The organism is Sphingobacterium sp. B16(2022) (genome assembly GCF_012030425.1).
In the GTDB taxonomy this organism is placed as follows: Bacteria; Bacteroidota; Bacteroidia; order Sphingobacteriales; family Sphingobacteriaceae; genus Sphingobacterium; species Sphingobacterium anhuiense.
Map to the genome: position 1 here is coordinate 109,173 of NZ_JAAUVN010000004.1, position 13,855 is coordinate 123,027.

A 13,855-nucleotide genomic window follows, 5' to 3' on the forward strand; every position below is an offset into this window, starting at 1 on the left:
GTTTTTAATAATTTACATAATAATCTTTCGGAAACTGTTCCGCATTCCAGCACTTTTGCGAAGTCCATTTTTCTGGACTACAAGTCCAAAATTCATCATTAGCCGGCAATCCGAGAGGAAGGAAGGATAAAGAAGCTACATACATAGAGCCAGCATTCGTATAGTAATCTGCCAAATTCTGCTGCTGGTCACCAACTACTCCCATACTAAGCCATCCAGAAGGTGAAAAAGTCTTATCAATATAAATATGTCTCAGTATTGCAGTTAAGGCAGCTCGCACCTGACCCATAGAAATATCCTCTGGCAGCCTATTTTCAAGAGCCACTGCAGCCAAGGGTTGAAAAGCAGCATTCTTATATGTTGAAGAGCGACCAACTACCATATAATAACCTTCTGGGGAAATCATGCGTTCCAAGTGATGTGCATATCGTTGCATCCTTTTATAAGCACGATCAAACATTTCTTTGTATTTCTTATCTACGTTTATATTATGGCGCAGTGCTTCAACCTGCATATTGTGAATAACGTAACCATTGTAATGATCGAAACTAAAGTGAGCACCATCACTATACCACCCATCGCCCACATACCATTCTGTATCAAATTTATTTACAGCATAATCTATTTTTTCTCGTGCGCACTCCTCACCGGTATAATGTAAAAACGTCTCAGTCATGGCCGCAAAAAGCAACCAATTACTTTCATTAGGTTTAATTTTACGTAGTAGTTTAAATTCTTCGACAACCCTTTTCTTTGTTACCTGATCCAATGGTTCCCACAGTACCTTGGGTGCCCTTAGAAACGCAAGGGCGAGATGTGCTGCATCTACCAGTGTTTGCGATGAAGGACCTCGCCATGTAAAATAATCCGGGGATTGAGGATCTACACCATATTGAATCCCCAATAAGGCCTGATCACGTAATTTTTCACGTAGCTTTCCTTCTTCGGAGCTGTCATCAGGTAAAGCCAGCCAAGGGGCCATACCTGCCAGCAGTCGACCGAAAGCCTCGAGGTATCCAACGCCCGGATCTCTACTGTCAAAAGTAGGACTTACCTCCATCGGCATCTTTTTGCGCCATTGCTGTTTACTGATATTATCCAATATAGGTGTAGCCATCTTGCTTAGTATTGAAACCCAATAAGCACGGTCATTCCCTGCATAACTTATGCCTTCATCAGATAAAACACTTGCCTTCGCCCCTATTGGCAACGATGCCGTCAATGCACCAACGCCAGCACCGCCTAACAATTTTAATACAGATCTTCTCTTCATCGATAATGGTTTATAAATAATGTATGCTCAACAAGCTCACATAAAACACTAAAAATCTTTATTTTAATATAGAAAAACAAACTAAAAAGAATCAATCGCTCTAGCAAACGATTACACAAGCGATTGATAACAGTTTCTTTACAGAATGAATTTATTTCCATTAATTATTCCAGCCTGTATTCTGTGTTAGACTAGGATTTCGTTGCCTTTCTAACTCTGGGATAGGCCATACCAGTAGTTGGTCTCCCAAATAGGTATACCTATCTACGATTCCGCCCCATGGTTGTTTGTTCCCCGCATTACCGCTAAAAACTTGATCTTTGAGGGATTTCCACCGCAATTCGTCAAAGTAAATAACCCCTTCCCCAAACAGCTCTCTTCTACGTTCATTACGGATACGACTAGTAAGATCTGCTTTATCTTTAACCGTGGTAACAGCCGAACTATTTAAAAGTCCTACCCCGGCCCGCGTTCGTACTTCATTTACTTTGGCCACCGCTGCTGCTTCCTGTCCTTTTTCATTAAGTGCCTCTGCCCACAATAACAGCACATCTGCATAACGGATCACTGGATAATCTATATCACCAGCTACACGACTCGGAATAGATGGTTTTCCACCTTCGTACACAAATTTACGCGGGATATAAAAAAATCTCGGTTGATCGTCAGTGCGCAGATCAAACACATTATTAAATTCTTCAATATGTGGCCATCTCGATGTAAATGTCTGATCAGCTCCGAGATTTGTCCCAACAAAAGTTGAATAAGGGAGAATAACATTTGCACTTAAGCGTGGATCACGATTGTCGTAGGCCTTTTTTAATCTTTCCTCATTGCCATTAGGCAAATAAAGTTTAAAATCCAATCCTCGTTTCGGGTCAATAAGGTCAGTGTATTTCGACGGCTTTTTATTTGCTTCAGCTACCTGTTGTACATTATTACGGATAAAGTATATCTCTCTTTTGTCAGGTGCCATCGCATTATAACCAGGGATTACGTCATCCCAACTAAATTTGCTACCATCTTTGTTCTCGTATAAATCTACAAAATCCGGACTGACCATGTAGGTATTCCAATTGGAGCCAAAAGCGGAGCGGCTTCCGAAACTGAATTGTGTTGTCGATCCAAAGTTGTCCAAAGCGATATTCTGAATTGAGAAAATCATCTCATCTGACTTTTCATTGGCGACAGTAAATAATGTCTTATAATCTGGGAACAACTGGTGTCCGGCATCTTTAACTGACTGAAAATCTGCGATTGCTTTATCCCAATCTTGTAGATACATATAAACTTTACCTCGTAGTGCGTATGCTGCTGATCTCGTAATACGACCAAAATCTTTACTTCCTGCGGGCAACTTTGCTGGTAAATTCGTCTCAGCGATAGATTCCGTCAGATCTTTCAAGATAAAATCCCAAACTTCCTTTTCTGTATTTCTGGGTTTGGTTGCTTCATTGTAGTTAATCGGTGTATCATATAATGGCACCCCTCTATACAACTGATTCAACCGATAATAATAGAATGCTCTTAGGAATTTAACCTCCGCAAGCAAACGCGCTTTCTTCTCAGGGGCCGATGGCGAAATATTTGTTAATCCATAGATAGCATCATTCGCGCGGTGAACACTCTCATATAGTTCTCTCCAAACATCCGCAAAAAGTGAATTTGAAGTATTCGTGGAGGCATTTAATAGAGGATCTCCACCTCTTGGAATCAACGTGTTGGATAAACGGTCATACTGATAGAGCTCCCGATTATTTGTGCCACCAGTTGCATATCCAAAACGTAATGCTTGATACACACCGTTTACACCAAGATCAGTATAGTTGTCCGTTGTCCACATTTTATCCTCTGGAACTTGGGTATTCGAACTAATATCCAATAGATCTTTTTTACAAGACCCCATAGTTCCCAGTAAAATTGCAAGCGCAGATATACGCCACATATATTTATTATATTGTTTACAGTATGCAGACAATCTTTGTTTTTCGATATTTAGTATCTTCTTCATGTATCTTCGTATTAAAATCCAAAATTCAACCCAAAAGCATATTGCTTCATTGTAGGATATTTTGCTCCAGCTCCAATTTCAGGATCTGCACCAGGGAATTTCGTAAACATCAGCAAATTCTCACCAGAGAAATATACCCGTAAATTGCGCACATGTAATCTTTCAGTAAGTTTACTGTTAAAGGTGTAGCCTATCTGCAAATTTCTCAGTTTTATAAAATCTGCATCATAGAGGTAGAAATTATTGGCAACATTGTTAATTGTCTCTCCATTGTATTTAAGACGCGCATAAGATCCACTTATATTGGTTCGCGAATCGCTAGGATTAGCTGGATCATAAAAATAATGGTCATCTGCAACTCGTTTAGAAATACCGTTACCATCACGGACAATGTTGTTACTATAACCTTCATCGTTCCAATAATATTGTAATTTTCCTTCCCCTGACCAGAGCATCTGTAGATCAAAACCTTTGTAAGAAAATCCTAAATTGATACCATAAATATATTTGGGAATGTTAGATGTCCCTGTAAAATCTTGATCATTCTCATTTCCATAGACCTTATCTCCGTTGAGATCAGCATACAAAAAATCGCCATAATACAATTGTTCAACCCCCAGTTTATTTACAGGTGAGAAGCTGTATCCCGCTGTTTGCATATCCTGCACCCATTTGTAATCAGCTTCCGTGCGGATCATACCATCCCGAGGTCCGCCATTAGGATTTACAGCCCCGCCATTAGCATAATAGCTACCATCACCTTTGTAACGCTGTCTCAAAAAATATTCCTGAAACATGTGCCCTTCGAGATTCCGCTGATTGGTACCTACCGCATTTGAAACCTGTCCGATATTTGTGCTGTAAACATTTGTACCATTGACGTCATTCCAGCCTCTGACTAACTGACCTTTGAGCTTTGTTACTTGGTTTTTATTGTAAGCAAAGTTACCTCCGATATTATAGCTGAATTCTCCGATCTTGTCTTTCCACGTCAAATTAAGTTCAATACCACTGTTACGCATCGCAGCCGAATTAACAATCGGCGCACCCGTAGTGCCTGTGGTCAGTGGCAATTGCTCCGGTACCAATATGCCTGATGTTAATTTGTTGTAATAATTCAACTCGACATAGGCTTTATTTCGAAAAGTCGCAAACTCCAATCCCACTTCTCTATTTTCACTCTCTTCCCAGGCCAATAATCTATTCCCAAATTTGCTCAACTCCAAACCACCGACTTGTGATCCACCAAAGGAGTATCCTGCATTGCCGTAGAAAGCAAATGCAGGTAAATAATTTTCTCTAGCCGGATCGCTATTATTCATATCATTCCCCAATTTACCCCAAGACCCACGAAGCTTTACATTTTGGACATATGGTTCAAGACCTTTCATAAAAGACTCTCTTGAAAGCAACCACCCCAAACCCACGGATGGGAAATAGCCCGCTTGAAGATCCTTTCCAAATTTGGAAGATGCATCTCTTCGTAAACTAAATTCGACAAGATATTTGCTGTCAAAGTCATAATTTACACGGCCAAAAAAGGAGCGCATACTTGTTTCGTATTCGTTGCCATCAATAGCATTCATTTCATTCGCCGTACCGATGTTGGAAATCGTTGGATCTATGCCCCCCCTTTTTGAAGCCGAGAAATTATACCATTTTGTCTTGAATTCATTATGCCCCAATAGTGCTCCGATATTATGTTTACCGATGCTGGTTTCATAACGAAGGACGTTATCGAAAGTGAGTGTACGAAGGTTTTCGTACCCCTGCGATAGTACTTGCGTGGCGGCAACGCCTTTGGGAAAGACGATTTTATTCGTCTCAAAGCTATATTTATCAACTGGGATTGAGCTGCCTGTTTGTTCACGGAATCGCGTTTGGTAATTAAATTTGGTTTCGAATGTCAATCCATTAATGATCTTTACATTTGCGAAAATAGTCGAGTTAAAATTCGACACTTTATCCATCCCCTGCGGTTCATAGAGATATTGCATCAAATTGTTCAATTGGGTGGATTCTTCGGCGGCCACAGCTCCACCAAATCGACCATCATACATCGGATAAACCCCTGGAGTAGATTGTCGCAAGAAGTTATACAAATTGTCAACATTCGCCTTTTTCCGGTCTTCAGTTGATGCAAACATATTGGTTCCAATTGTCAAGCGATCTCCGATTTTAGTACTTAGGTTTGTCCTCAGTTCGTATTTCTTTGCGCCCGTATTTTTCATAATACCGGGATTATCAAAGATCCGACCCGAAAGCATATAATTGGTCGATTCAGAACCTCCCGTTGCTGAAATATTATGGCTTTGAATCCAGCTCGAATTATAAATCCAATCTGTCCAATCGGTATTTGGGTAAGCGATATAATTAGGTAGGCCAGATGCAGCTAGTACACCATTGGGATCGGCATTGGCTTTTCGCCAAAGATCAAGTGTAGATTCAGCAAATTTTGCAGGTTTTCCCAAATTAAATGTCCCCTCATTCATAAGCTCCATGTGACGCACATAATCTGACACAAACTCAGGAGTTCCCATCGGTTTGGTTCGGGACAAGATACCGGAGTAGTTAAGTTGTGTTTTTTGATTTGCCTTTCCCTTTTTTGTTGTAATCAGAATAACACCATTACCGGCACGCGTTCCATAGATAGAGGCCGATGATGCATCCTTTAATACTGAGATGCTTTCAATATCATTGGGATTCACCGCATCCATTGAACCAGGTATACCATCGATAACAACTAAGGCATCCGAATTATTGAGTGTCCCTATACCACGAACCCGGATTGTAGCGCCGTCAGCTCCCGGTCTACCCGTGCTTTGTTTGACTTGTACCCCTGCTGCTACACCGCTAAGCGCCGTTGAAACGTTTGTGACGGGTCTGTTTTCAATCTGTTTTGTATCAACGGTACTCACTGATCCAAGCAATTTTTCTTTCTTTTGCTTACCATACCCCACAACAACAACCTCATCAATCGCCGAGCTGGCACTTTCCAACGTTACATTAATGGCATTGCGGCCATTTAGTACAATCTCTTGATTTTGGTATCCTACATAAGAAATTACTAGCGTTGCGTTAGGGTTCACAGATAAGGAATATGTTCCCGATCCATTTGTGGAAGTAGCGAGCGTCCCCCCCTTCTCACGAATTGTTACACCTGATAATGGTGTTCCTTGACTGTCTTTGATTTGTCCCGTTACATTTACTTTCTGCTGGGCGTGAACTGTACCTACAGAAAATAGTGTCATCGCGGACAATCCTATTGCGTAAAACTTAGCCATACTTTAGGAAATTGGTTTTATAATTAAAAATTGGTTATTTAACAAGCTCAAAATTGATTAAGTGCGGTCATTTATTAGGGTGATTTTTATAAATATTAAGGGGTAAAATCTTAAATTTGATGGTATAACCTCTATTCATCTATGAATTTCCTTGTAAAACAGATCCAAAACATGATCATTATCGCATGGCTACTTTGCCCATTTATGTCTTGTTTGGCCCAGAATTTCAGTTTTGAAACACTAACACAGGACAATGTATTAGATAAACAGGCGGTATTGAGTATCGCTCAAGATAAAAATGGAAAACTTTGGTTTGGAGGAGGTCCAAATCTGTTTATTTATGACTCACAGAATATTATAAACCTTCGAGTTCAGGATAGCGTATTCAACAAATTAGATTATATCAACAAGATTTGTATAAACGACAATAATGATCTTTTTATAGCTACCTCTACTCAGGTATTTATTTTCAATATAGACAAACGAAAGCCTCTCCTAAAAAGAGGAAAGCCCTTTATCGAGAAAGTCCTTATCTCAGACATACAAATTCTATCCTCCCATATTTTCTTATGTACAAATAGGGGTCTATATATAGCTATTCCCGCCTCAGGCTCTTATGATTTTAAATTAATTTTAGACCGTCCTCATACACAAACTATTGTTCAAACAGGAGCAGACTCCTATACAATAGCTAGCGCTAACGGTATCGAATCATTTACCTATAAAAACAAGCGGCTATCTGAAACCCGCAACCTGGGCTTACCACAGTTACCACTAAAGGAACGAATCTTTAGTACGATGTATGTGAAAGATAACACGCTTTGGGTAGGGACAAAACTACATGGTCTATTTCTGTTTAATTTTTCCAGTCAAAATTGGAAAAATCTAACGGAAGGAAATAGTAATCTCTTAAGCAATAATGTTCGTAAAATCATTAAAAACACAAATGGAGAACTATTAATTGGCACATTGAAAGGTCTTTCCGTTTTCAATGGATCCCCTGTTTTCACAAATTACAAACATAATACATCCATCAAAAACTCCCTCAGCCAGAACTCGATTTATGATATCTTTGTCGATAATCAAAAAGTAGTCTGGTTAGGAACATATTTTGGGGGTATCAACGCAGTTTATCCTGATTTTATCCCTATACAAACCTACTCTACACGTTCGCTATTAAGTCAACAGTTGAATAGTGATATCGTGGGTAGTTTTGCCGTTTCCAAGAATGCTGCTTGGATAGGCACTGAAGAAGAAGGAATCAATAAAATTGATAAAATTACGGGGAATACTAGTCCACAACCCCAATTTACCCGATCAAACCTGATAAAAGACCTCTATGTCCGGGATGAAAAATTATATGCCGCACAATATGGTGGAGGCTACTCCATCATTGACCTAAAATCGGGCAACACCAAAAATTATCTCCTCGAAAAGGATCTCTTAAACCTCAAAAACAATATTTATAGCATTTACGTGGATCCAGCACAACGAATCTATCTAGGCACAAATAAGGGACTTTACATTGCGGAACAGGAAAAACCACTACAGTTTGATTCCTCACTAGCAGCAAACACAATAGATGAGATACAGGCAGATGATAAACAACAGATTTATTTCCTGCAATCAGGAAAGCTATTTCGAAAAAAGACTTTTAGCGCTACTGTCCGATCCATAAAGCAAATTGACTCACTGTACATCAATGGATTTTATGTCGCGCCCGATGGCAATATCTGGCTTACCTCGAAAGGGGATTTATATCATTTCGATGTTAAGGATAATGTGACCCTTAAAGCCCATTTTCCCAATAACACCCTAGGTTGGCCCGTCATGATCGACAAACATTTCTGGATCAGCAGCAAAAATGGACTGATTTTCTTCGATCCAAGCACAAAGTATCATACTGTCCTTAATCAGTATGATGGTCTCCCTGTTAAGAATATGCAAGGGGCTAAGGTCTATAGCAGCGAAGCCGGATTTTTATTCGTGACTACATTGAATGGTTTAGTTTCGATCGACACCCGAAAAATCACTTTCAATCAGAAAAAACCGAATGTGCTTTTTAGAAATATATTCCTTCAAGATACACCCTTAAACTATGGTCGCATCCAGCAAGGTGATCAACCCAATAACTATACGTTGCAATTACTTTATGACGAGAATTTTATAACGGTCAATTTTTCGAGTTCCAATTTTATCAAACCACAGAAAAATAGATATCGGTATAAGCTCGAAGGTTTTGATAAAGGTTGGATAGAAACCAATACACCAAGTGTCAGATATACCAATATTCCCGAAGGACAGCATACACTCAGTGTATATGCCAGCAATAATGATGGCATCTGGAGCAGTACCCCACTACAAATACACATTGTTATAAAACCTCCGCTCTGGAGAACATGGTGGGCCTACCTCTTATACGCCGGACTATTTACACTCGGGGTACACTTTGTCATTAAATTTGTTGTGGAACGCGAGATGCTGATCAATTCCGAAAGAGAACAGGAAAAGAAAATCAAATTCTTCACACAAATTTCGCATGAGATCCGGACTCCGCTCACCCTGATCATGTCACCTCTGGATGAAATCATTACCGAAACAGCCAACTTATCGACTACCCAATCTAAGATAAAACGGATTAAAAAGAATACAGCTAAATTATTGGGGGTAGTTAACGAACTACTTGATTTCAAAAAATTTGATGACAAGCACTTCATCTTGAAACAGAGCGATATCCCCTTCAGGGAATATATTGAAGACACATTCTATCTCCTCAATGATCTTGCCCAGAATAAACATATCAATTATTATATCCGACAATTGGATGCCGTAGGGTTACAATCCATAGACGCTATTCAATTTGACAAGGTCATGTTCAATCTATTGTCAAACGCCATTAAGTATACACCCGAGAATGGCACAGTTTATCTTGAGCTCCTTGAGAGCGAAGACAACATCATTATCAACATCGTTGACAACGGGATTGGCATCGCAACGGACAATCAATTCAAGATTTTTGAAGAATATTATCGGGAGGAACAAGCAAATGACAGTATAGGTACTGGCATCGGACTAGCCTTAACCAAGCAGATTGTCCTACAGCATCAAGGAGAGATCCGTTGCTTTACCATGAAAGATGAAAAAGGAGAATGGACGGTTTTCAACCTACGTTTACCGAAGCTATCAAAAGTCAGCATGTCCGCTCCTAAAGACTCCCTGATGACCATTATAGATGAATCAAATTCAACAACTCCGACATTATTAGGCAGATCTTTGCAACGGACCATTCTCATTGTCGAAGACAATAGAGAGCTTTTGGATACCATAGTTCATTTGTTTCAGGATAGCTATACCGTCATCACGGCTGTCAATGGAGAAGATGCCTTATCGAAAGCGCAAGAGTATATTCCTGACTTGATCTTATCTGATCTGATGATGCCTTATATGAATGGAACCCAGTTATGCCGGGCAGTAAAAACAAATATCGCAACCAGTCATATTCCTGTTATCCTGTTGACTGCAGTGACAGACAGTGAATCACAGACACAGGCCCTACAATATGGAGCAAACATCTATCTAACAAAACCTTTTGACAATAGGCTGTTGTTTCTATCTGTGCAGAATCTCATAGCAATCAGTCATAAAAAGAGCAAGGAATTTCAGGTCAAAAAAACAGATTTCGACAATGAACTGGATGCTAAATTTATTGCTACATTAGATCAACTGATCGAAGATAATATGCAGTCGGATGACTTTGATGTTAATTTTATCTCCCGAAAGATGGGTATGAGCACACCTATTATTTATCGAAAGCTCCGGGCGATATCCAACCTTTCTATCAATAATTATGTGAAGATGTACCGGCTTAACAGAGCGAAGGAGTTGCTAAAATCTTCGATGAATGTCAGTGAGGTAGCCTATGCAGTCGGATTTTCTGAAAGAAAGTACTTTAGCAGGGAATTTAAGAAACAATTTGGGTATAATCCATCACAGCAAATAGCAGACTCCTACGAAGATAATTAAAACACAAAAGGGATTAAATATTTGAAAAAAGATTGTAGGCAGGGTACGAATAGATTTAAAAGTAACAAAGGCGCCTAAATGGGAGCCTTTGTTACCTTTATCTTTACTGTATTTACTTCGCGATTTCCTTAATCATTGGTTCACCATCCAAGATCCTTTTATAGCGCACTAATGCTTCTACATAATAGTAATCAGCATATGTCAGTGGTACATCAATCTCCGAATTTAAAGGAAGTGCCCCCACACTATGTTTTAATAAATAACCGCCATTTGTCCCATAAACTGCTTTATAAGGTTCTTTGGATAAATTAGTAAGCATTGTCTCTGCATTAGAAAGATAAAGGGCAGATTCCTTACCTTTTGTATATTGAGCCAATTCAAGTAAAGCAGATGCATACAATGTGGCTGCCGAAACATCCCGAAGATCTTTTTTAGCATACATCTTACTAGATTGATCAATCTTATCTTTATCAAAATCCCAATAAGGAATTAAATCTTGAGGCATATTCGGATGATTCAAAATATATTTCGCAATATGTCTAGCTTGATTTAGAAATTCCTTTTTATTTGTTTCTCGATACATCATCGTATACCCATAAAGCGCCCAACCTTGGCCTCTAGACCATGCGGATTCATCATAAGCACCTTGGTGCGTTTTTTTTCCAATAACTTTGCCGCTATTCACATCATAGTCAATAACATGATATGAGCTATAATCTTTCCTAAAATGATTTTTCAATGTTGTTTCCGCATGCTTTATAGCCAAGTCATAATATTTCTTATTACCAGTCATTTTTGAAACCTGCGCCAAAAACTCTAAATTCATCATATTATCAATGATAACGGGATAATGCCAAGGTTTGTGATCCCAAGACCGAATTGTTTTTGTTCTCTCATTAAAACGAGAAGCAAGAGAAGCAGCACCTGTAACTAATACATCTTTATATTTCGCAGAATCGCCGGTCAGACGTAAACCATTGCCGAAACTACAAAACAGCATAAAACCTAGATCATGTGTACCTTTATTATACTTTTCTTTCTCCAAATTAGGTAATTTCTCTTTTACATTTTTTAATAATTCCTGATCTTGAGTCCCTTCATATAAATACCAAAGTGTACCAGGATAAAATCCAGAACACCACCAACTGGATGATGAAAAGATCTCTTTATTATTTTCAAAAGTTTTAGGAAATTTTCCATTGGGTGTTGCATTTGCCAAGACTTTAATTTGGAGAGCTGCGTCATTCAAATTCTGCTGAATAAACTCTTTCGATAATTTCAGATCCCGGGATTGACCTTGAACAGTACATATTCCTAAAACAGAACATAATACCATGATAATCTGTCTTTTCAATTTCATCATAATTTACAATAATCTTAATTCGCTATTATTTTATATATCACTTGATTCCTTAATTCCATACTTTTAATTAAAACATTCATTTTATAAAGCATTCCACCCCACACTTTAATCAATCGTGGATCCTCGATTTCCTTATTTTCTAAAGAAAAAGTAACAGTTTCCCTTTCGAAATTTATAAAGACTTTTTTCCCATTATGCAATTGTAAGAAAAAGCCATCCTTTAGTAACTGAGGTTTTATTTTAGATATGAAACTAATCGATTGTGGTTTTTTAAATTCCTCCAATTGATACTGTTCTTCTACCCTGATTTCATTATTTCCTGCATGCATCTTGATAGTTCGTATCCAAGATTGTACTGCGGCTTCTTTAGGATAAGCCTTCGCAACATTGACACGGTATTGAGCAGTTTCATTATTAGTTATATACTCGACATCCTCCGCATGATAAGACCTTCCATCCTTTTGCTGTATTCCATTTATAATAGGAAGATTATGCCATTGCGATTGCATATTCCACAATGTATAGCGATTCCTACTAAAAGTTTCTTTGGTATAAGTTCCCACACCTACATCAATTAAAACTGGCGTCGAATCCAAATAGAGCATATAGCTTCCAACATCATTATGATTATGGCTTACCCCATTATTACTTCCTATCGTAGCCAAGAATAAATTACCCTTTTTATTTAAACTCCGCATAGTTGCCTGTCCCAAACTCTCATAAAAATGAAATTGGGGGGCTATAAAGTCTTTTCGATGATTACTTAATTCATTATAAATAGACGCATGCATTAAAAAATCCTGTACTGTTCCTAATGACATACTTGGTGATTTTAGAGTTGTCAAATAGCTTGCGTATGCTTTTAGATTATCATCATTATATAAAGTACCATAAGCCCATATTTTAGCAGGATAGGGTACTTGTATCGCCTCTGCATCTGCGAAATTGATGTATCTATTTCTGTAAATGTGAGAATTCAAGATATAGTTGCCAATATTAAATAATTTATGTTCCTCCTTAAATGTCACCTCTCCATCCGACACATCCTCTAACCACAACAACATCTGTCCAAGTTCACCACCAGCATGTAGCCAATAAGAGGGCCCCTCTTCACACGCACCATCTTCAGCGTAAGAGTCAATAAATTTATCCGCACTATGAGCCAATTTCTGAATAATCATCTTCAATCTAGAAGCATCTTCTTCCACTAACAATGCTACTTTAAGAACATTGGTGTTGATCCAAATATTCCAGTTATTAACCATATTGTTTGACTGAAGCGCCATCCACCAAAAATCATCTCGGGCTAAATAAGGATTTATAATACGGCCCTGTAAGACATCTTTCAATTTTTTAGTAATCATAGGAGAAATTTGGTTTAATTCATCTCCCAACAATAAATAAACCATCGCCAGATCAGCTGCTACCCGACCTGCTCCTAGATCAATATAATCATCCAGTGGATCAGGCAAACCAATTCCAGATTTTTGCACTACAATATGTGCAGGACTTACCCAAGTACTTTCTTCCATCATTAACCAGAGGCCATTTATAATCTGCGGAATAAAACGTCCCTTTCCCTCAACCAATTCTCCTATAACCAAATGCGATACAATACTCCTGCGTGTATTAATATCATCCTCGTAGCGAGTTCTGTTTCCATCAGTCTTATATTCAAGATATTTTGTAGCTAACAATGATGGCCAAGTAAATGAATTCGCATCCTCTGCAACTTTTATTATGTGAGACTTTTCCAATATTGATAGCGCTTGAATAGCTTTGTTCCATTCATTTTTCTTTTCCAACCGCCAGTCATCAATACGATTAATCGTATTTGTCAAAACTGCACCTGAAAGATGCCGCTCTAAGGTGTGTTGTCCAAGTGCATTAATTTGCAACAT

6 protein-coding genes are annotated in these 13,855 nt (G+C 38.6%); 1 reads left to right on the plus strand and 5 read right to left on the minus strand.

Going from position 1 to position 13,855, the window contains the following annotated elements; translation table 11 throughout:
* Nucleotides 1-4: 4 nt before the first annotated feature.
* From HCX49_RS18830 to HCX49_RS18840, 3 genes are all read right to left on the minus strand, one after another.
* Nucleotides 5-1,273: a DUF2264 domain-containing protein gene (locus HCX49_RS18830; RefSeq protein WP_168127892.1), complete on the minus strand. Its 1,269-nt coding sequence runs from the start codon at nucleotides 1,271-1,273 to the stop codon at nucleotides 5-7.
* Nucleotides 1,274-1,433: 160 nt separating this feature from the next.
* Nucleotides 1,434-3,284, minus strand: a complete 1,851-nt coding sequence (locus tag HCX49_RS18835) for a RagB/SusD family nutrient uptake outer membrane protein (RefSeq protein ID WP_237682851.1) — start codon at nucleotides 3,282-3,284, stop codon at nucleotides 1,434-1,436.
* Between the two features lie 11 nt (nucleotides 3,285-3,295).
* Nucleotides 3,296-6,568 (minus strand): SusC/RagA family TonB-linked outer membrane protein, encoded by a 3,273-nt coding sequence (locus HCX49_RS18840; protein WP_168127893.1) that lies wholly within the window; start codon nucleotides 6,566-6,568, stop codon nucleotides 3,296-3,298.
* 171 nt (nucleotides 6,569-6,739) lie between these two features.
* Between HCX49_RS18840 and HCX49_RS18845 the strand changes: the two genes are divergently transcribed.
* Nucleotides 6,740-10,591: a hybrid sensor histidine kinase/response regulator transcription factor gene (locus tag HCX49_RS18845; protein WP_168127894.1), complete on the plus strand. Its 3,852-nt coding sequence runs from the start codon at nucleotides 6,740-6,742 to the stop codon at nucleotides 10,589-10,591.
* 112 nt (nucleotides 10,592-10,703) lie between these two features.
* Here the strand turns inward: HCX49_RS18845 and HCX49_RS18850 are convergent, their stop codons facing one another.
* Nucleotides 10,704-11,951, minus strand: coding sequence for a glycoside hydrolase family 88 protein (locus tag HCX49_RS18850; RefSeq protein WP_168128022.1), 1,248 nt, complete (start codon nucleotides 11,949-11,951; stop codon nucleotides 10,704-10,706).
* Between the two features lie 17 nt (nucleotides 11,952-11,968).
* On the minus strand, nucleotides 11,969-13,855 hold the full coding sequence (locus HCX49_RS18855; protein WP_168127895.1) for a heparinase II/III family protein: 1,887 nt from the start codon (nucleotides 13,853-13,855) through the stop codon (nucleotides 11,969-11,971).